We start from the raw sequence: 20,292 nt of genomic DNA on the forward strand, positions 1-20,292 counted from the left end.
GACATGATAGATGAAAGTGCAATTAACTAAAAAGAAAGAAATCTATAATTTTTCTAAGCCATATATAATAGCTGAGTTGGGTTCAAACCATAACGGTGATATGAAGTTGGCTAGAAAACTTATTCTTGAGGCTAAAGAAGCAGGGGCAGATTGTGTAAAGTTTCAAAGTTGGTCAAAAAATAGTATTTTTGCAAGAAAAAAATATGAAGACAACTACTTTATAGCCGATGACTATAGAGATAGAACAGACTATACTCTTGAAGAGATAGTTGATGCTTATTCTATTTCAGAGGAAGAGCTATTAGCGATGAAGAGTTTTGCAGATGAGATAGGTATAGATTGTACTTCGACACCATTTAGCAAGAAAGAAGTAGACTTCTTAGTTGACAAGATGGATACACCTTTTATAAAGGTCGCTTCTATGGATCTTAATAATTATCCATTTTTGGAGTATTTAGCTAAGAAAAATAAGCCCATAATTATTTCTACAGGATTAAGTGAACTTTATGAGATTGATAAGGCCGTACATACAATAGAAAAAGCGGGGAATAATCAAATAGTAATTTTACACTGTGTCTCGACTTACCCTCCAATCGACTCAGATGTGAATTTAAACAATATAAAAACATTAATGCAAACATACCCTGAGTATCCTATAGGGTTTTCAGATCATACACTAGGTACAGCTATACCATTAGCATCTGTAGCACTTGGTGCTTGTATGATAGAAAAACATTTCACACTTGATAAAAATATGGAAGGCTGGGATCATAAGGTCTCAGCAACAAAAGATGAGATGAAAGAGATAGTAGACAATTCAAAACGAATAAATGAAGCACTGGGTTCTTTTAGAATAACAGCAACGGAAAGCAATGAGAAAAAGAGAGAGTTCAGAAGAAGCATTGTATTGACTAGAGAGATGAAAAAAGGTGAAGTGATTCAACTCGACGATATAGATTACAAACGTCCTGGTGGAGGATTCGATCCTGAGATGACTGACTTTATAGTTGGAAGAACTGTGAATAAAGATCTGGCATTTGATCATATTCTGGCACAAGAGGATATTCTTTAATGGACTATAAAAAGTACTGTCACAAACTATCTAAATTAAAGACATTTGATGATATTCTTATCGCCCTAGAACAAACAGGTATCGGTTCATTAGTTGTTGTGGACGATGATTTCATTTTAGTAGGTGTAATTACAGATGGTGATATTCGTCGTGCCCTTTTAAAAAAAGAGACAGATATTAGTAGTATTATTAACTATTATCCTGAAATTTGGCTGGATACTCAAGCTAGACAAGCAGGTATCAACCATATGAAAAAAATTCATAGAAATATTTTACCTATACTAAATCAAGATAAAAAAGTTATAGATATTTTATGTTTAGATGAAATTAGTTTTGATACGGTATCTAATCCTGTTATTATTATGGCTGGTGGATTGGGTACAAGACTCCATCCGCTGACTAAAGATACACCTAAACCTATGTTGCCGGTAAATGGTAAACCTATTTTAGAAAGAATAATAGAAAAACTTATCAATCAAGGTTTTCAGCAGTTTTATATTTCTATTAATTATCTTGGTGAACAGATAAAAGAGTACTTTCAAGATGGTGCAAAATGGGACGTTTCAATACAATATCTTGAGGAAACAAAGAGGTTAGGAACGGCGGGTGCACTTTACCAGTTAAAAAATACGATTTCAGAACCTTTTATTGTTATGAATGGAGATATTATAACGGATTTGAATTTTAGAGATCTATTAGATTTTAGAAAAACAACAAATAGTTTGTCTACTATGTGTATCTATAAACAGGTTCATCAAGTTCCATTCGGAGTTGTTGAGTTTGATGATCTTAAAAAAATGGTTTCGATTAAAGAAAAACCAAAAAATGAATACTATGTGAGTATGGGGATTTATGCTATTTCTCCTGAATCACTTCAGTATATCCCTGAAAATGAATTCTATGATATGCCTACATTATTTCAAAATATATTAGATAGTGATAAATTTGTTAATGTATATTTGTTTGATGGATTATGGAATGATATAGGCCGAGTTGAAGATTATAAATCTGCTAACTTATTAAATTGATATAACTAAAGAGGTATTTATGAATAAAGTTGCAATAATTCTACAAGCAAGAATGAACTCTACGAGAAGACCTTATAAAATTGCTGCTCTTTATAAAGAAAAGCCGTTATTGTATTGGCAATTACAAAGAATAAAGAAAAATAAATATGTCAAAGACATTATAGTTGCGACAACAGATCAGGACTTAGATGATGTAACAGAATTTATTGCTTTACAAGCTGGAGCAAAAGTTTTTAGAGGTGATGTTAATGATGTTATGTTAAGGTATATAAATGCTGCAGAAGAACATGATATAGAATATATTATTAGAGTGTGTGGCGATGATCCTTTAGTTGACCCTGAATGCATAGAATATCTTTGTAAAGAAGTGATGGATAGTCAGTATGATGTTATTACAGCTAGTCATAATCAAGGATGGTTATTGGGAACGTCGGCAGAAGCATTTTCTTTACACTCTCTCAAAAAAGCATATAAAAATTCTTCGCAAGAAGAAAAGGAGCATGTGGTAATTCATTTTTATAATAATCAAGATACTTATAAAATACATAAAATTGTTCCAAAAAATATTTTTCATGAAATTTCTTTGTCGGTAGATTATCAAGAAGATGTTGAAAATGTTTTAGATGTTTTGAACTTCTTTGGAAATATTGATTTCTCTCATGAAGAGTTGATAAATGGTTTAAAAGGCAATAGTATAAAACTTACTCATAAGAGAATAGATAAATATAATATATAAGGAATACAATGAATTACAAAAAATCTTTTGAAATAAATGAAAAACTACATGCCTTAGTACCGGGTGGTAGCCATACATATAGTAAGGGAGAAGATCAGTTTCCTTATAACTCGCCAAGAATTATGTCACATGCTAAAGGTGCTTATACATGGGATGTTGACGGTAATAAATTTATCGATTGGGCCATGGGAAACAGGGTTTTTATCTTAGGACATGCATTTGATGAGGTAGATAATGCTGTAATAGATACAATCAAAAGAGGCACGAACTATACAAGACCGGGAATTTTGGAATATGAAACAGCAGATTATTTAATTAACGAACATTTTGATAAATTTGATATGATTAAATTTGGTAAGAATGGTTCAGATGTTACTACGGCTGCCATAAAGTTGGCAAGAGCATACACTGGACGGAAATATGTTTTAGTTTGTGGCACGCATCCATTTTTTTCAATTCATGATTGGTTCATTGGTTCAACTGACATGAATAGTGGTACCTTAGACACAGAGCGACAGTACACTATTAAATTTTTCTATAATGATAGAGAAAGTGTAGAAAAAGCTTTTGATCAATATAAAGATCAAATCGCTGCTATTATTTTAGAACCTGTAAAAAATGATTCCCCTTATTTAGACGCACAAGAGAGTGACCTTCACTTAGAAACATTGATTCAAAAAAATAATTCTTCTGAAAATAACTTTTTGAAATATTTAAGAGAAAAAGCTGATAAAGAGGGTAGTGTTTTAATCTTTGATGAAATGATTTCAGGAATGAGGTTCGATACAAAAGGTGCACACTCTTTATATGGTGTTTATCCGGATCTGTCCACTTTTGGTAAGTCAATCGCGAATGGTTATTCATGTTCTTTCTTAGTTGGCAAGAAAGAGATTATGGAACTTGGTGGATTAAAACATAAAAAAGAAAGAGTCTTTTTACTATCGCAAACACATGGTTCGGAAACTACTGGATTTGCAGCAACACTGGCTACATTTAAAGCATCTAAGAAATATAATGTATCAAATCACGTGTGGAATCTTGGACGAAAACTGAAGAGTGATTTTAATACATTAGTAAATAATGAAAAGGTAGCCGATTATTTTAAAATAATCGGTTTTGATGCAAATCCTCAAATATTATGTACAAAGAGAACAGGTGAATTTTGGCCGGAACTACATACTTTTTTTCATGATATCGTTATTAATGAAGGTGTTTTTATTCCATGGATTACAATTACACTAAGTCATACGGATGAACATTTGCATATAACTATGGATGCTATACGTAAAGCGATCAAAACATTAAAGCCAATTATTGAAAACAATGAAGTAGAAAAATTATTAGTCGGTGATCCTGTTAAACCTGTATTTAGAAAGTATAATTAAATGAGATTGGCTCTTGTATCACTTGACCAAGTTTGGGAAGATAAACAATCTAATTTGACATTGTGTGAAGAATATATTAGAAAAGCATCTAACGAAAAAGTAGATTTGATCGTTTTCCCGGAGATGACCTTAACCGGTTTCTCGAATAATATAAATTTGACAGCTGAACATAAAGAAGATAGTACTACTATAAAACTCTTTTCAGAACTTTCTGAAAAATATAGTCTGGCAATTGTTTTTGGTGTTGTAATACAAGATGGCAAAAAAGCATTAAATAAGTCTATATTAATTGATACATCTGGAAAAGTCGGCGGAGAGTATTCAAAAGTACATCCTTTTAGCTTTGCCGGAGAAGACAAGTACTTTAACTCAGGACATCAACTTTGTATAGTCAATTTTAATCACATGAAAATAGGCTTATCTATTTGCTATGACTTGAGATTTCCTGAGTTGTACAGTGCATTAGCTGAAAAAAGTGACTTAGTGGTTAATATTGCAAACTGGCCGGCTAAAAGAATTGACCATTGGAATACATTACTCAAAGCTAGAGCCATTGAAAATCAAGTCTATATGGCAGGAGTTAATAGAGTCGGTAAAGATGCAAATGGATTGGAATACATAGAGAGTAGTAGTTTATTTAATGCGAATGGTGAACTTTTAGAGCATAAGCAGATAGATAATATGAAGATATATGAAGTTGATAAAACCTGGACTAAAAAGTTTAAAGAACAGTTCAATACAACTGATGATAGGAAGATTGATTTTTATAAGGAAATACTTTAATGTTAAAAGATAAAGTTGTTGTAGTGACAGGTGGTGCAGGATTAATCGGTAAAGAATTCATTAAAGCAATTGTAAACAATAATGGTATCGCGATAATCGCTGACATAAATGAAGCAATCGGTATAGAGGCAAAGAATGATTTATCAAATAAACTAAATACTAATAGAATAGATTTTATTCAACTTGATATTACTTCTAAAGAATCTTTAATAAAGTGTATAAAGTATGTAAATGAAAAATACGGGAAAATAGATGCCCTGGTGAATAATGCATATCCAAGAAATAAAAATTACGGTAGAAATTTTTTTGATGTGGAGTATAGTGATTTTGTAGAAAATATTGGCTTAAATTTAGGTGGTTATTTTACAACTTCACAACAGTTCGCACATTATTTTTCAAATCAAAAATATGGCAATATAATAAATATTAGTTCCATTTACGGTGTAATTGCTCCACGATTTGAAATATATGAAAATACAGCTATGAGTATGCCCATAGAATATGCAGCTATTAAAGCAGCACTTATTCATCTTACAAAATATATGAGCAAGTATTTTAAAGGTATGAATATACGAGTAAATACACTTAGCCCTGGCGGTATTTTAAATAATCAACCTAAAGATTTTTTAGAAAAGTATAATAGCTATGCTAGTACAAAAGGTATGTTGGATCCTAGTGATCTTACAGGAAGTTTGATCTTTTTACTTTCCGATTCAAGCAAGTATATAAATGGACAAAATATAATAATTGATGATGGATGGTGCTTGTGAAAATAATTTTCATACCGAATTTACCTTATACTTATAGAGACCATGAAAGATTTGGTGTAAAGTATTTTTTAGATAAAGGTTATGATGTTGAAGTTATGGATGTACATAAGATTTTACTTCCAAAGTATAAAGAACAAGTTGATATCGAGTATTATACATTTTCAAAGCATTGGGAACCAAATAATGTTGATGAAATAATTTCAAGTGTAAAACAACTGTCTTCTGAGGACTTTTTATTTTTTTACATTAATAGTTATGAAGGTATGAAACTTCTTAATCAGATGAAAGATAATACCAGGGCCAAATTTATTACTTATGTCGGTGGAAGTATTCCTACCAGTACAGTTTTTTGTAATAAGGTAAAAAAAATTAAAGCATTGTTAAAACCACTTGTTAAGAAATATTTACCAAAATATCGAGCCATGAGATTCGAAACAGATATATTTGTATCCGGTTCGCCTAAAGATGAACTGATATTTCCTTATTTAATAGATAAAAATACACAGTTGATAAAATCAAATTCTAGAGATTATAATCTTTGTCTAAATTCTAAACCTTATCAAAATTCTAAACCTTATTGTGTTTTTTTAGATACAGATGTAATAGATGCAAGTGATTATATTCTTTTTGGTAATAACATCCAAAAAGATATAGATCAATATATGAATAAACTTATTAAATTTTTTAAATGGATTGAAGAAGAATACAATATAGAAGTAATCATTGCAGCACATCCTAAATCAAGAATATATAAAGATAAGAATGAAATAGATGGGATCAAGATAGAACATGGGAAAAGTGTCGAATTAGTACAAGGATGTGAATTCGTTATTAATGAAGGAACAACAGCTATATCTTATGCTGTATATTTTGAAAAGCCATCAGTCTTTTTTACATTTAAAGAAATTGATTTTTTTTATGAACATTGTTGTAGTTTTACGAAAGCTTTGAAAAAAGAAATCATCAATATTGATCATTTAGATATAGACTTATTTAAAGAGGAATTATTAAATAAGAATTATAAAGATTATAAATATCAATACTTGACCTACAATGATGATAAGATATATACTTTTGATAAAATTGAAACTTTTTTAAAAAGAGTTAAATGAAAGATAGTTTAAAAAGACGATATGCTATTAAGCTATTGGCAAATATTATTGTCGGTATAATCAATGCAGTTATTATAGCATTGGTCCCAAAAGCCCTCGGTCCCATTGCATATGGACAGTTTGTTTATTTACAAGAATTTTTTATGAAAATTATAGGCTTTTTGGATATGGGTAGCTCTATAGCATTCTTTACAAAACTTTCTGCAAAACATACTAGAAAAGAATTGATAACATTTTATTTTATCTATTCTTTTTTGGTGTTATGTTTAGTTTTTAGTTTTATATTTATTGTTGATTCTACTGGTTATTTAAACTCTTTGTTACCTGATATTTCAAATACATATGTTTATATGGGATTGTTTTTTGGGTTTTTTACTTGGTTAACACAGATCTTCATCAAAATATCAGATGCTTATGCCTTCACAGTTTCTGTAGAACTAATTAAAATCGGACATAAACTTGTAACCTTATTATTACTTATATATTTTATCTATATGACTATATTTGATCTAAAAAAGTATTTTGTCTTTCATTATATTGCATTAGGTTCTTTTATATTTATACTTATATGGTTTTTTATAAAAAATGATTTGTTTAATAAAAGTATATTATCACTAAATTTTGGTTTTAAGAAAGTATCAAAAGAATTTTTAGATTATTGTCATCCATTATTTATAAATACAGTAATAACAATGTGTGTAGGTTTATTTGACATCTGGCTTTTACAAACCATAGCAGGAAGTAAGCAGATGGGATTTTATGGATTGGCATATAGTCTTGCTGCTATGTGTTTTTTATTTACGAGTGCTATGACACCTATTATTACAAGAGAGTTTAGTAAGTCTTATGAGCAAAAAGATTTAGAACAAATGAAAAGACTTTTTTATAGGTACATCCCTATGCTGTATAGTATAGCAGCTTACTTTTCAGTATTTATATCAATAGAAAGTGAAAATGTACTTAGTATATTTACAGATGAAAAGTATAAAGGAGCTTTTCTTGTACTTGTTATTATGGCGTTTTATCCTATTCATCAGACTTATGGACAATTAAGTGGAAGTATATTTTATGCGACAGGCCAAACGAAGCTTCTCAGAAATATAGCTTTAGTAGTACAGCCTATAGGTATGTTGTTGACTTTTGTATTTGTATATACTTTAGATCTTGGTGCAGTTGGTTTAGCATATAAGATGATTATAGTCCAGTTTATAGGAATAATTGTGCAGCTTTATTTTAATTCGAAGTTTTTAAAACTTGATATCAAATATTTTTTATGGCATCAAGTTTATTCAGTAGTTTTTTTTATATTGATAGCTTTTATTTCAAGTAAGATTATATCGCTTACATCTCCTTTATATGAGTTTTTAATATCAGGTTTTATATATACACTTTTAGTTACAATTGGCGCTTATATTTTCCCACAAGTTTTTGCGACAAATAGAGAAGAGTTAAGATTGAATTTTTCGAGGTTAAAAAATGTCATTAAAAAATAAATTAAAAAATAATGAATTAACATTAGGTTCTTGGATAACAATAGGTCATCCAGCCGTAGTAGATATCATGGCAAGTGCAGGTTTTGAATGGTTAGTAGTAGATATGGAACATACCTCAATAGACCTGACAACGGCTCATAACCTTATAGCTACCATTCAGGCTAACGGCATGAAGGCATTGGTTAGAGTGAGTAAAAATGAAGAAGTAATCATCAAAAGAGTGCTTGATATGGGTGCAGATGGCATAGTAGTTCCTATGGTCAAGTCAAGAGCAGAAGCATTAGAAGCCATAGATTATGCAAAATATCCTCCTATCGGTAAAAGAGGGGTAGGCCTTTTTAGAGCACAAAAGTATGGTTTAGGTTTCGATGAATATAAGAAGTGGGTTAATGAAGAGCTTGTCATTATCGCTCAAATAGAACATTATCAAGCAGTAGATAATATAGAAGAGATTATTACAACCGATGGAATAGATGGAGTGATTATAGGGCCTTATGATCTATCGGGCTCTATGGGATTTCCTGGAGAATATCATAGAGATGATGTCAAAGAAGGTATAGCAAAAGTACTTAGAATATGTAAAGAAAAAAATGTACCGTCAGGTTTTCATGTTATAGAATCAGATCCGACAAAGTTGCAACAAAGAATAGATGAAGGGTGTACGTTTTTAGCATATAGTTTAGACTTTTTCTTTCTAGGCGATTCAGCACGAAGTGGAATGAAAAATATCAAAGAAGGATTAAATAAATGAATATAATATCAATAATACCTGCCAGAATGGGATCAAGCAGATTCCCTGGAAAACCAATGGCAGATATCTTAGGCATGCCGATGATCGGACATGTGTATAAACGAGTAAAAATGAGTAAAACTCTTAGTGAAGTCTATGTGGCGACTTGTGATAAAGAGATATATGATTATGTGGAGTCTATTGGCGGGAAAGCCGTGATGACAAGTGATTGTCATGAAAGATGCAGCGATAGATGTGCAGAAGCTATGCTTAAGATAGAAAAAGATACAAATCAAAAATGTGACATCATGGTAATGGTACAAGGTGATGAACCGTTAACATTTCCTGAGATGATAGATGAAGCTGTACAGCCCATGCTTGAAGATAAAAATATTTTGATAACAAACTTAGTAGCAGACATAGATTCACTTGAAGCTTTTGAAAATCCAAATGAAGTAAAAGTAGTTATGGATAAGTTTAGTAACGCTATATATTTTAGTAGAGAGCCGATTCCAAGTAGAAAAAAAGGTGTCCTTGATGTACCTATGAAAAAACAAGTATGTGTCATACCTTTCACTAGAGATTTTTTGCTTGAATATAACCAAATGGAACCAACACCTTTGGAAATTATTGAATCAGTAGACATGATGAGGATTATTGAAAATGGTATGAAAGTCAAAATGGTACCAACACAATACATTACCAAAGCAGTTGATACACAAGAAGATTTAGATAAAGTTTGTTCAATAATGAAGAAAGACACTTTAAAGGATATATATATATGAAAGAAAATGATATTCGCCCAAGTGATCTATTTCAGAAATATATAGATCTTGGGGTTGAAGATATAAAACAATTTTTTTTAAATGCATTATTAAAGCCAATTAATTGCCCGGCATGTAATAAAAAAGGTGTATTTGCTTTTAATAAATTAGGATTTTATTATGAAGAATGTTCAGAATGCAAAACATTGTATGTAAGCCCTAGACCTGAAAAAAAAGCATTTGAACTATATTATAGTGATTCTAAATCAAGTCAATTTTGGGCAAATGAATTTTATAAAGAAACAGAAAAAGAGCGTAGAGAACAAGTTTGGAAGCCCAAGGCAAAACTTGTATTAGATGTTATTAAGTCTTTAAATGATATTCAATCTGTTGTTGATATCGGAGGCGGATATGGGATTTTTATAGAAGAATTAAAAAAGCTTGATAATAATCTTGATCTATTAGTAATAGAGCCTTCAACACAATTGGCTAATGTATGTAAAGCTAAAGAGTTAAACGTAAAGTGTTGTTTTTTTGAAGAAGTAAACACTGATGAGTTACCATATGCAAAAACTCTTTATACAAGTTTTGAACTATTTGAACATTTATATGATCCAAAAGTTTTTCTTGAAAAATTATTTTCTTCAATGAAGTCTAATGATGTCTTTTTGTTTACTACTTTAAATGGAATGGGCGTAGATATTCAAACTTTATGGGAAAAGTCTAAATCTGTATCCCCTCCTCATCATCTTAATTTTTTTAATCCTAAATCAATAGAAAAGTTATTAGTAGAAGTTGGTTTTGAAGTTTTAGAGATATCTACACCAGGAAAGTTAGATATAGATATTATGAATAATAATATATTAGATATTAAAGATAGATTTTGGAAAAATTTTTTAGAACAATCCTCAGAGTCTGAAAAAGCCAATATGCAAAAATTTATTTCTGAACATTTATTAAGTTCGCATATGATGATTTTATGTAAAAAAAGAGGATAAGAAAAAAATGATTGAAAGATTTATTGACTCCAGTACAAAAAGAAAAAAAATTATAGTCAAAGATAAACTACGGTATTTTGATAATATTCCTGTTTTTTCAATTGTTGAGTTTAATATATATGGGAATTGTAATAGAGACTGTAGCTTTTGTCCAGTCTCAAATCCTGAGATTTATGAGAAACGACATGAAGGTATTTCTATTGAACTTTTCAGTAAGGTTATAGATGATTTAGTTGAAATTAACTATCAGGGAAAGATTCTTTTTTCCGCTTTTTCAGAACCGCTTCTACATAAAGAATTAGAGATATTAATATCTAATGCAAAAAGCAAATTACCAAATACAAGAATTGAAATAGTCTCCAATGGAGATTTACTTACAGTTAAAAAATTAAAGTCAATTTTTGATGCAGGATTGGATACTATTAGCATAAGTATGTATGATGGTGACCATCAAATAGATCATTTTACTCAAATGGCAAATGAATGTGGATTGAATGATTCACAAGTGATTTTAAGAAGGAGATATCTAAAAGATGGTAACTATGGATTAACTATATCCAATAGAAGTGGATTAATTAATTCTAATGAGTTTAGAGACAAAAATGAAGAGATTATTTCTGAATTACCTTTAAAAAGTAAATGTTATTATCCATTTTATATGATTCTTGTAGATTATAATGGTGATGTTCTGCTATGTCCTCATGACTGGAGCAAAAAATTAAAATTTGGTAATTTAACTAAGAACAGTATATGGAACATTTGGAAAAGTAAAGTATTAAATAGTTTAAGAGGACGATTGGCAAACTCGGATAGAAACTTCAACCCATGCAAGAGTTGTGATGTACTAGGGACTGTTATTGGTGAAGATAGTTTTGACGCATGGCTTCTTTCAGGAGAAATTGAAAAATGAAGACAGTGCTAATTACAGGTGCCAATAGTGGAATCGGATTTACAACAGTAAAGCTTTTTCTTGAGAATGGATATAAAGTTTTTGCACACTATAATACCAGTAAAAATAATTTAGAAAAAATAAAAACTGATAAACTTATTTTATTGAAATCAAATTTTAAAAACATTGAAGAAGTTGAAAATTTATTTGAAATGGTTACTAAACAGACCCCAACTATAGATATACTTGTTAATAATGCAGGATTATATGCTCCTGCAGATAACTTTAGTGGGCTAGGTATAAAGTTATTTGATGATGTCTTAAATGTAAATTTAAAAGCACCATTTTTATTGTCTAAAAAATTTATAGAGTTAATGAAAAATTATAAAAGGGGTAAGATTATAAATATATCTAGTATCGGTGTTAAATATGGTGGTTCTATAAAATCCATGCAATATACTATAGCAAAATCAGCTTTAGAAACTATGACTCTTGGATTTGCTAAAGAAGGTGCTAAATATAATATTTTAGTAAATGCATTAAGAGTAGGGGTTACTGATACTAGTATTCATAGTAAAGTAAAGGATAAAAATATGAAGGAAAGGATCGAGATGATACCTTTGAAAAGAATGGCTAAACCAGAAGAGATATCAGAGTATATATTGTTTTTATCTTCTGAAAAAAGTAATTTTACGACTGGTAGTATTATTACAATTTCAGGTGGTGAATAGTGAAAATAGTAGTAACATCACCATCATTTTCAAGTAATGAAGTTCTTCAAAATGAGATATTCCATTACTTTCCAAATGCTAAGTTGAATTTGGAAGGAAAAAGATTTTCCAAAGATGAATTGATAGAGTATATAAAAGATGCGGATGGAGTTGTTATTGGATTAGAACCGATTGATAAAGATGTCCTTGAACACTGTCCAAAGTTAAAAATTGTATCTAAGTATGGTGTCGGATTAAATAATATTGATTTAAAAGAATGTGAACAACGAAGTATTGCTATAGGATGGACAGGTGGAGTGAACAGACTCTCTGTATCAGAGATGACATTAGGATACATGCTGATGTTAGCAAGGAATTTATATGTTACATCAAATCAGTTAAAAAATGGTATCTGGAATAAATCTGGTGGATTTCAGCTAAGTGGTAAAACAGTAGGAATAATCGGCGTTGGCTTTATAGGTAAAGACCTGATTAGACTTTTGAAACCATTTGGATGTAAAATATTAGTAAATGACATTATTGATCAAGATGAATATTATAAGCAAAATGATTTGATAAAAGCTTCAAAAGATGAAATATTTAGAAGTTGTGATTTTGTTACAATACATACTCCATATGATGAAAGTACGAAAAATATGGTGAATCAAGAAATACTTAGTAACATGAAAAAAAGTGCCTTCATTATAAATAGTGCAAGAGGTGGTATAGTTGATGAAGTGGCTTTGAAGTATGCTCTTCAGAACAATATAATAGCCGGAGCAGCAATTGATGCTTATTCGGAAGAACCTCCTAGTGATAAAGAGTTTTTGTCATTAGAAAATTTAATTTGTACGCCTCACATCGGTGGAAATGCGAAAGAGGCTGTAGAAGCTATGGGCATGAGCGCTATTAAACATTTAGTGGAGTTTTTTAATTTATGAAGAAAGTAATAGTTTTTGGTGGAAGCGGATTTTTAGGATCATATGTTGCTGATGAGCTTACAAGAAAAAATTACGATGTTACAATAGCAGATATTAATAAATCAGACTACATACAGAACAATCAAAAATTTGAGAGTATAAATATACTTGACATAGAAAGCATAATAGAACTTATAAAAGATGCTGATGTCGTTTATAATTTTGTTGCCATTGCAAATCTTGATGCAGCTATACATGATCCTATAAATACGATAAGTATTAATGTTATAGGAAACTTGAATATTCTAGAAGCTTGTAGAAGAAATGGTAACATTAAAAGATTTATTTATGCTAGCAGTGCTTATGCATTAAGTAATGAGGGTTCTTTTTATGGTATAAGCAAACAATCTTCAGAAAAACTGACAGAAGAATATTATAAAAGATATGGTTTAAAATATACAGTCATCCGATATGGTTCTTTATATGGAGAAAGAGCAAGTCATAACAACTACATCTATAATCTTTTATATGATGCTATACATTCTGGTGAATTGCTTTACAAAGGTGATGGCGAAGATCTAAGAGAATATATACATGCAGCGGATGCTGCTAAACTTTCTGTAGATATATTAGAAGATGACCAATATGAAAATGAACACATTATATTGACCGGTATGGAAAAACTTAAAAGAATAGAATTGTTAACTATGATAAATGAAATTATGCAAAATAAATTAAGTATAAAGCAGATATCAGATGATAATATGGGACATTATAGAATTACACCTTATACTTTTCATCCAACAACGGCAAAAAAGCTTGTTGCTAACCCATACATTGACTTAGGACAGGGATTACTTGAATGTATACAAGAGATACATAAAGAGAGTAAATGATTTTTTTATCGTATGTATTAAAGCAGAATACACCGACTTATGGTGATAGAAACCGATTCGAGATCATTAAGAAAAATGCTATATCAAAAGGGGATATAGCAAATGACAGTTTTATGTCTACTACTGTACATATAGGGACACACATAGACATGCCATATCATTTTTATGACAATGGGCAGACCATAGAAGACTTCGATCCTAAATTCTGGGTGTTTGAGAATCCATTGATAGTCGAGATAACCCCCAAAGACCTAATAATTAAAGACGAATTGATAGCTAAATTAAGTGATATAAAAGATAATGGGTTTGATATTTTGATAATTAAAACTGGAATCTGTCATATTAGAGATGAAAAAAGATTTTGGAGTGAAAATTATGGATTTCATCCTGATATTTATGATTTTTTAATTGATAAATTTCCAAAGGTAAGAGTATTTGGATTTGATTCTATATCAGTTTCTAGTTTTACTGACCGATTGTTAGGTAGAGAAGCACATAAAAGATTTTTAAATCCTGAAAAACCGTTACTTCTTCTTGAAGATATGGATCTAAGAAACATAGATGAAAAATCAACTTTCGGTAAGATAATAGTAGCACCACTTCGAATATCAGATTGTGATGGATTACCTTGTACTATTATGGGATTTCCCAATGACTGACAGATTTACGGAAAATAATATTTTTTTGATAAAAAATACTTTGCTGATAAGTATTATAATATCATGGTTTATATATACAGGTATAGGTTTTAATTTCAAAGGGACGCCAATAGATATATCGAAGATTGTTATATTAGGTACACTATTAGTATTTTTATATGGTAAATTTAAGTATCAAGTTAATAAAATAGACATAATATTCCTAATTTACATCGTATCACAAGTTTTATTCTCTATATTTTATGTAAGCTTTTATATTCAATTTATGTATCTATTATATTATATATTGTTTTATTATTTGTCATATTTTATTGCTCGAATAATTTTTGATAAAAACTATATATTCGAGGACTTCATCAAATATATTAGCTATATAACTATTATTCTACTCTCTATAATGATATATTTACATGTTAGTAATAATTATTATTTTGATAATTATAGAATAGCATATCACCATAGTATATTAGAATACTCCCATACATATAAGAGAATATTTAATGAAATTGATATGGGTAATTCCTTCGTAGGTCAATTTGTGAATCCGAATACATCGGTCCAATTTCTCGGTATGTTGATGGTGTTTTTATTACCATATTATCTATGGAAAGTAAATAAAACTAATATTGTACTTTTTTCTATAACCTCAATATTTCTTATAGTAAGTATGGCTATGACACAATCAAGAGCAGGCCTGATTATTATATTAATGCAGTTTATTATATTAATAATAATAAGATATAAACATAGTATGAAAGCATCAATAATATTTGTAGGATTCTTATCTATCTTGTGGCTAATAGATAAAAATATAGTGTTATATTATTTTTATCTTTTTACTAATTTAGGCACATATATAGATCAAACGAAGTCTTTAGTTGAGTCAATGCCTTCAGAACATTTAGATCGAGTATATTATTATAAATTATTTTTTGACTATGTAATAGATAGTAATTTAAATTTTTTATTTGGTTATGGGCCGTTGGTGCATAAACTGAATGTTAATATTAGGGGAATTACGGATTTAGCATGGGTCTTTAATACATTTTTACAAGTAGGATTAATCTCAATTTCTATTTATGCAGTCTTTTATATAAAAATATTAAACGAAGCATGGAAAGTTTATAAAATCAATAAACTAAAGTATAAGGGACTCTTTAAATATATAATTGCAGTTTTTTTGGGGATGATTGTTGTTTCCATTCCTGGTTATCAAGCAATATTAAATCCAGTATATTTTTTTATGATAGGTGCACTTGTATCCTTAGTATATAATCATAAAATCGAGATAAATAATGATTAAAAATATTTTATGGGATTTTGATGGTGTAATTCTTGATAGTATGAAGATCAAAGGTGATGGATTTGTAGAACTTTTTAAAGAATATGATAAAGATAAAGTAAGTTTATTGGAAAAATATCATTATCAAAATGGAGGAGTATCTAGATTTGAGAAGATAAAATACTTTTATAATACAATTCTTAATAGAGAAATAAGTGAAGAAAAAATTACTGCCTTAGCCATAGAGTTTGCAAAGATTATAGAAAAAAAACTTTACCAAAAAGAGAACCTCTTTGAAGAAAGCGTTGAGTTTATAAAAATGAATTATAAAAACTTTGACTTTCATATAGTTTCCGGAGCAGAACATAAAGAATTAAATGAGCTTTGTCAATATTTTGGTTTATCTCAATATTTTAAAACTATAAATGGAAGTCCAACTAGTAAAGAAATTTTAGTTATGAATATTGTAGAAAAATATCATTATAAAAGAGATGAGACGATCTTAATCGGTGATGCTATGACTGATTATAATGCAGCAATAAAAAATAATATTAACTTTTATGGATATAACAATCCGGAATTAAAAAAAAATGGACCATATATAGACAGTTTTAAGGATTTTAAAATATGAATTCACGAGAATTAAATGAATCATATTTACAACATAAACAAAAGTTTCAAAACTATATAAACGTGATTAAAAAAAGCAGTCCTTGGGATATCTATACTATAGTGAATGCCACTTTGATAAAAAATCCATATACAACAGTTTTCCCACTAAGATTTTTCAAAAAAGAGTTAAAAAACAACAATCTAATATTCTCTTTTTGTAAAAATATTGGTTTGTTTTATATTAAAAACATTTATCTATACCTTTCTTTTTTTATAGCTTTTATTCTCTATAAAATTTATTATAAAAAACAAAGAAAAAATGAATTGAAAACTATTATAGATATTTTTGGATTAGTAGATAAAACAAATAAAGACGGTGTCTTTAGTGAGCATTATTTAACAGGAATATATGATGTATTTGAAAAATATAATCAACAATATACTATTTTGCTTCGTTTATATGGATTGGGTAGAAATCCATTTAAATTAATAAAATTTCTAAAAATTATTAGGGAAGATAAAAGAGACATCATTTTTGAATATGAATTTTTAAAATTTAATGATTTTTTAGATCTGTTTATTTTATGCGTATTGTATCCATTTAAGACACTTAGACTTATACAAAAAGAGCGAATAGAACAAGATAAAATTTTTAATGAATCAATTATAGAAGATATAAGATATTTCAATTTAGATAGTTTGAATCGGTATATACTGGGCAAAAACTTATCAAGAATACAATCGATAGAGAAAATTTATTCTTGGAGTGAGTTTCAAGTCATTGAAAGAAGTTTTAATTACGGAGTTAGAAAGAACAATAATGATATTAAGTTAATTGCTTGTCAATTCTATCTTAATTATGAATCATATTTTAATACCTATATCGATGATTTAGATTATGATATGTTGGCATCGCCGCATGAAGTGCTTGTGAATGGACAGTATTATGTATTAGATAGAGATAAAGTTAAATATGCTAGAGGTGTTTCTTTACGATATAAAAATATTTTTCATTTTCAAGGTGTTATAGAAGAAAAAAATATTTTACTTTTAGGTTCATATATGGAAAAAGATACACAATATATGCTTGAGAGTGTGAAAGATTTTAAGAATGTAATATTTAAAAATCATCCTGCAGTTGATATTAGTATATTTGGAAAATTATCTACAAATATAGCTATTTCCAATGAAAATATTTATGAACTTTTTAAAAATACAAAACTTGTGATAGGTACCGCATCCGGTACTGCTGTTGAAGCAGTCGCTTGTGGTATCTCTGTCATAATTATAGCAAGTCAGGACAATCTTACCGTTAATCCGTTGGTTGAACATGGAAAAGGTGAGATTTGGGATATTGCTTTCAGTAAAGATGATGTACCTACTTTGTATAATAAACTTTTAAATTATAGAAAAAATAATATAGAAAAAATAAAGAGTATATCTTTGTGGTATAAAGAGAACTTTTTCATTGAACCAACAGAAGAAAAAATTGTTAAATTGTTTAAATTAGATAAGGAAAAGAAATAGCATGAAAGTACTATTATTAGCTGGCGGATTCGGGACAAGACTGAGTGAAGAAACAGACATTCGGCCAAAACCTATGGTAGAAGTTGGAGGGAAACCAATCTTATGGCATATAATGAAGATATATTCTCATTACGGATTTAATGACTTTGTAGTACTGCTTGGATATAAAGGCTACTACATAAAAGAATACTTTGCCAATTATTTCTTACATCAAAGTGATGTGAGTATAGATTTGAAAAACAACAATATGGAAATATTGAATAATTCAAGTGAACCATGGAAAGTGACATTGATAGATACAGGTCTAAATAGTTTGACAGGTAGCCGTATAAAAAAAGTTCAAAAATATGTAGGAAACGAGCCGTTTCTGCTCACATATGGTGATGGTGTGAGTGATGTAAATATTGAAAAATTAGTACAGTTTCATAAATCTCACGGAAAAGCCGTAACAATGACATCTGTACAGCCAGAAGGTAGATTCGGAGCACTTAATATCACGGATGATCTTCAAGTAACACATTTTAAAGAGAAGCCTAAAGGTGACGGAGGCTGGATAAACGGTGGTTTTTTTGTATGCGAATCTAAAGTATTTGATTACATATCTGATGGTGATAATATTGTTTTTGAACAAGAACCATTGCAAAATCTTGCAAATGACGGTGAATTATTTACATATAAACATCATGGATTTTGGAAACCAATGGATAGCTTAAAAGATAAGAATGATCTTAATAAGCTTTGGGATGAGAATACAGCCCCATGGAAGGTATGGTGATGTTCGAAAACGTTTACAAAAATAAAAAAGTCCTAGTTACGGGGCATACAGGCTTTAAAGGCAGTTGGCTGACAATTTGGCTTTTAAAGTTGGGGGCGAATGTTGTAGGTGTTTCAAAAGATGTCCCGACTACTCCTTCAATGTTTAAAGAGTTGAAATTGGATACTAGAATCAAACATTATTTAGAGGATATTCGAGATCTTCAAAAAATGATAGAAATTGTTTCTGACGAGAAACCGGATTTTTTATTCCATCTGGCTGCACAACCTATCGTATCCACATCATATAGTGATCCGATAGAAACGATATCATCAAATGTAATGGGTACGACAAATATTCTGGAAGCTCTAAAAATATCGAATCATATTTGTAAAGCAGTCATAATTACTAGCGATAAAGCTTATGATAACGTCGAGCAGGTTTGGGGCTATAAAGAAGATGATAAAATGGGAGGCAAAGATATATATAGTGGTAGCAAAGGTGCTGCAGAGCTTATAATAAAATCATATTATCACTCCTTTTTCAAACACGATGGCTGTAATGTCAGATTGGCGATAGGAAGAGCGGGCAATGTTATCGGTGGCGGGGACTGGGCCAAAGACAGGATCGTTGTAGACTGTGTGAAAGCCTGGAGCGAAGAGAGAACCGTTGAGATTAGAAGTCCAAGGGCTACAAGACCTTGGCAGCATGTACTAGAACCTTTAAGTGGCTATTTGAATCTGGGTGCGCAGTTATATATAGATGAAAGCTTACATGGTGAGGCTTTTAATTTTGGTCCAAGGGCAGAACAAAATCATACGGTAGAAGAATTGTTGATAGATTTGAGTAAATATTGGCACTTTCGTGATATATCCAGAGCTTATAAAATCACCGATGATATTCTATTTCATGAAGCAGGGTTGTTAAAATTAAATTGTGACAAGGCTTTGTTCTATTTAAAATGGCAAGCAAATTTGGATTATAAAGACACTATAAGATTTACCAGCGAATGGTATTACGATTTTTATAAAAAAAAGACTAATCTATTTGATAAGACTATTGAACAGATCCAAGAATATGAGAATATGGCAAAAGCAAAAGGGTTAAAATGGACGGAGTGATATTGCGACCTTTGAAGCAGATATGTCATCCTAAAGGTGATGTATATCATG

Annotated in this window: 21 protein-coding genes; all 21 read left to right on the top strand. The window is 29.8% G+C overall.

All coding sequences use genetic code 11. From position 1 onward, the window contains the following. Positions 1–10: 10 nt before the first annotated feature. Entirely contained in the window at positions 11–1,072 is a 1,062-nt protein-coding gene (locus WCX87_RS03530; RefSeq protein WP_345980663.1) for an N-acetylneuraminate synthase family protein, read from the top strand. Beyond that, positions 1,072–2,100: a nucleotidyltransferase family protein gene (locus WCX87_RS03535; RefSeq protein WP_345980664.1), complete on the top strand. Its 1,029-nt coding sequence runs from the start codon at positions 1,072–1,074 to the stop codon at positions 2,098–2,100. The genes WCX87_RS03530 and WCX87_RS03535 overlap by 1 nt, the downstream gene beginning before the upstream one ends. Positions 2,101–2,119: 19 nt before the next feature. Further along, positions 2,120–2,836, top strand: a complete 717-nt coding sequence (locus tag WCX87_RS03540) for an NTP transferase domain-containing protein (RefSeq protein ID WP_345980665.1) — start codon at positions 2,120–2,122, stop codon at positions 2,834–2,836. Between the two features lie 8 nt (positions 2,837–2,844). Beyond that, positions 2,845–4,221, top strand: coding sequence for a glutamate-1-semialdehyde 2,1-aminomutase (locus WCX87_RS03545; RefSeq protein WP_345980666.1), 1,377 nt, complete (start codon positions 2,845–2,847; stop codon positions 4,219–4,221). Continuing rightward, the gene (locus WCX87_RS03550; RefSeq protein ID WP_345980667.1) at positions 4,222–5,004 is read left to right on the top strand and encodes a nitrilase-related carbon-nitrogen hydrolase; all 783 of its coding nucleotides are present in this window, start codon (positions 4,222–4,224) and stop codon (positions 5,002–5,004) included. Next, complete coding sequence (locus WCX87_RS03555; protein WP_345980668.1) at positions 5,004–5,774, top strand: oxidoreductase; 771 nt, start codon at positions 5,004–5,006, stop codon at positions 5,772–5,774. The genes WCX87_RS03550 and WCX87_RS03555 overlap by 1 nt, the downstream gene beginning before the upstream one ends. Further along, a complete protein-coding gene (locus WCX87_RS03560; RefSeq protein WP_345980669.1) occupies positions 5,771–6,886 on the top strand; it encodes a hypothetical protein in 1,116 nt (371 codons plus the stop codon). Before WCX87_RS03555 ends, WCX87_RS03560 begins: the two co-directional genes overlap by 4 nt. After that, positions 6,883–8,379, top strand: coding sequence for an oligosaccharide flippase family protein (locus WCX87_RS03565; RefSeq protein WP_345980670.1), 1,497 nt, complete (start codon positions 6,883–6,885; stop codon positions 8,377–8,379). Before WCX87_RS03560 ends, WCX87_RS03565 begins: the two co-directional genes overlap by 4 nt. Continuing rightward, positions 8,363–9,130, top strand: coding sequence for an aldolase/citrate lyase family protein (locus WCX87_RS03570; protein WP_345980671.1), 768 nt, complete (start codon positions 8,363–8,365; stop codon positions 9,128–9,130). Before WCX87_RS03565 ends, WCX87_RS03570 begins: the two co-directional genes overlap by 17 nt. Beyond that, entirely contained in the window at positions 9,127–9,894 is a 768-nt protein-coding gene (gene kdsB / locus WCX87_RS03575) for a 3-deoxy-manno-octulosonate cytidylyltransferase (RefSeq protein WP_345980672.1), read from the top strand. Before WCX87_RS03570 ends, kdsB begins: the two co-directional genes overlap by 4 nt. Next, positions 9,891–10,871: a class I SAM-dependent methyltransferase gene (locus WCX87_RS03580; protein WP_345980673.1), complete on the top strand. Its 981-nt coding sequence runs from the start codon at positions 9,891–9,893 to the stop codon at positions 10,869–10,871. The genes kdsB and WCX87_RS03580 overlap by 4 nt, the downstream gene beginning before the upstream one ends. A gap of 7 nt (positions 10,872–10,878) precedes the next feature. After that, positions 10,879–11,781 carry a radical SAM/SPASM domain-containing protein gene (locus WCX87_RS03585; RefSeq protein WP_345980674.1) on the top strand — a complete coding sequence of 301 codons (903 nt, stop codon included), beginning with the start codon at positions 10,879–10,881 and terminating at the stop codon, positions 11,779–11,781. Beyond that, entirely contained in the window at positions 11,778–12,491 is a 714-nt protein-coding gene (locus WCX87_RS03590) for an SDR family oxidoreductase (protein ID WP_345980675.1), read from the top strand. Before WCX87_RS03585 ends, WCX87_RS03590 begins: the two co-directional genes overlap by 4 nt. Then, positions 12,491–13,411 (top strand): phosphoglycerate dehydrogenase, encoded by a 921-nt coding sequence (locus WCX87_RS03595; protein WP_345980676.1) that lies wholly within the window; start codon positions 12,491–12,493, stop codon positions 13,409–13,411. Before WCX87_RS03590 ends, WCX87_RS03595 begins: the two co-directional genes overlap by 1 nt. Then, positions 13,408–14,286, top strand: a complete 879-nt coding sequence (locus WCX87_RS03600; protein WP_345980677.1) for an NAD(P)-dependent oxidoreductase — start codon at positions 13,408–13,410, stop codon at positions 14,284–14,286. Before WCX87_RS03595 ends, WCX87_RS03600 begins: the two co-directional genes overlap by 4 nt. Beyond that, entirely contained in the window at positions 14,283–14,945 is a 663-nt protein-coding gene (locus tag WCX87_RS03605; RefSeq protein ID WP_345980678.1) for a cyclase family protein, read from the top strand. The genes WCX87_RS03600 and WCX87_RS03605 overlap by 4 nt, the downstream gene beginning before the upstream one ends. Positions 14,946–15,696: 751 nt before the next feature. Then, positions 15,697–16,248: a hypothetical protein gene (locus tag WCX87_RS03610; protein WP_345980679.1), complete on the top strand. Its 552-nt coding sequence runs from the start codon at positions 15,697–15,699 to the stop codon at positions 16,246–16,248. Beyond that, complete coding sequence (locus WCX87_RS03615) at positions 16,241–16,858, top strand: HAD family hydrolase (protein ID WP_345980680.1); 618 nt, start codon at positions 16,241–16,243, stop codon at positions 16,856–16,858. The genes WCX87_RS03610 and WCX87_RS03615 overlap by 8 nt, the downstream gene beginning before the upstream one ends. Further along, the gene (locus WCX87_RS03620; protein ID WP_345980681.1) at positions 16,855–18,366 is read left to right on the top strand and encodes a hypothetical protein; all 1,512 of its coding nucleotides are present in this window, start codon (positions 16,855–16,857) and stop codon (positions 18,364–18,366) included. The genes WCX87_RS03615 and WCX87_RS03620 overlap by 4 nt, the downstream gene beginning before the upstream one ends. 1 nt (position 18,367) lies before the next feature. Continuing rightward, positions 18,368–19,141: a glucose-1-phosphate cytidylyltransferase gene (rfbF, locus tag WCX87_RS03625; protein WP_345980682.1), complete on the top strand. Its 774-nt coding sequence runs from the start codon at positions 18,368–18,370 to the stop codon at positions 19,139–19,141. Then, positions 19,141–20,241: a CDP-glucose 4,6-dehydratase gene (rfbG, locus tag WCX87_RS03630; protein ID WP_345980683.1), complete on the top strand. Its 1,101-nt coding sequence runs from the start codon at positions 19,141–19,143 to the stop codon at positions 20,239–20,241. Before rfbF ends, rfbG begins: the two co-directional genes overlap by 1 nt. Positions 20,242–20,292: the final 51 nt, after the last annotated feature.

Source organism: Sulfurimonas sp. HSL3-2 (genome assembly GCF_039645965.1).
Taxonomy (GTDB): domain Bacteria; phylum Campylobacterota; class Campylobacteria; order Campylobacterales; family Sulfurimonadaceae; genus Hydrocurvibacter; species Hydrocurvibacter mobilis.

Excerpts from the sequence above, each read along its gene's own strand:
- WCX87_RS03585 (WP_345980674.1), top strand. The coding sequence starts at position 10,879 with ATGATTGAAAGATTTATTGACTCCAGTACAAAAAGAAAAAAAATTATA.
- WCX87_RS03530 (WP_345980663.1), top strand. The coding sequence starts at position 11 with ATGAAAGTGCAATTAACTAAAAAGAAAGAAATCTATAATTTTTCTAAG.
- WCX87_RS03610 (WP_345980679.1), top strand. The coding sequence starts at position 15,697 with ATGAAAGCATCAATAATATTTGTAGGATTCTTATCTATCTTGTGGCTA.
- rfbF (WP_345980682.1), top strand. The coding sequence starts at position 18,368 with ATGAAAGTACTATTATTAGCTGGCGGATTCGGGACAAGACTGAGTGAA.
- WCX87_RS03600 (WP_345980677.1), top strand. The coding sequence starts at position 13,408 with ATGAAGAAAGTAATAGTTTTTGGTGGAAGCGGATTTTTAGGATCATAT.
- WCX87_RS03615 (WP_345980680.1), top strand. The coding sequence starts at position 16,241 with ATGATTAAAAATATTTTATGGGATTTTGATGGTGTAATTCTTGATAGT.
- WCX87_RS03620 (WP_345980681.1), top strand. The coding sequence starts at position 16,855 with ATGAATTCACGAGAATTAAATGAATCATATTTACAACATAAACAAAAG.
- WCX87_RS03570 (WP_345980671.1), top strand. The coding sequence starts at position 8,363 with ATGTCATTAAAAAATAAATTAAAAAATAATGAATTAACATTAGGTTCT.
- kdsB (WP_345980672.1), top strand. The coding sequence starts at position 9,127 with ATGAATATAATATCAATAATACCTGCCAGAATGGGATCAAGCAGATTC.
- WCX87_RS03545 (WP_345980666.1), top strand. The coding sequence starts at position 2,845 with ATGAATTACAAAAAATCTTTTGAAATAAATGAAAAACTACATGCCTTA.
- WCX87_RS03535 (WP_345980664.1), top strand. The coding sequence starts at position 1,072 with ATGGACTATAAAAAGTACTGTCACAAACTATCTAAATTAAAGACATTT.
- WCX87_RS03580 (WP_345980673.1), top strand. The coding sequence starts at position 9,891 with ATGAAAGAAAATGATATTCGCCCAAGTGATCTATTTCAGAAATATATA.
- rfbG (WP_345980683.1), top strand. The coding sequence starts at position 19,141 with ATGTTCGAAAACGTTTACAAAAATAAAAAAGTCCTAGTTACGGGGCAT.
- WCX87_RS03555 (WP_345980668.1), top strand. The coding sequence starts at position 5,004 with ATGTTAAAAGATAAAGTTGTTGTAGTGACAGGTGGTGCAGGATTAATC.
- WCX87_RS03565 (WP_345980670.1), top strand. The coding sequence starts at position 6,883 with ATGAAAGATAGTTTAAAAAGACGATATGCTATTAAGCTATTGGCAAAT.
- WCX87_RS03605 (WP_345980678.1), top strand. The coding sequence starts at position 14,283 with ATGATTTTTTTATCGTATGTATTAAAGCAGAATACACCGACTTATGGT.
- WCX87_RS03550 (WP_345980667.1), top strand. The coding sequence starts at position 4,222 with ATGAGATTGGCTCTTGTATCACTTGACCAAGTTTGGGAAGATAAACAA.
- WCX87_RS03590 (WP_345980675.1), top strand. The coding sequence starts at position 11,778 with ATGAAGACAGTGCTAATTACAGGTGCCAATAGTGGAATCGGATTTACA.
- WCX87_RS03540 (WP_345980665.1), top strand. The coding sequence starts at position 2,120 with ATGAATAAAGTTGCAATAATTCTACAAGCAAGAATGAACTCTACGAGA.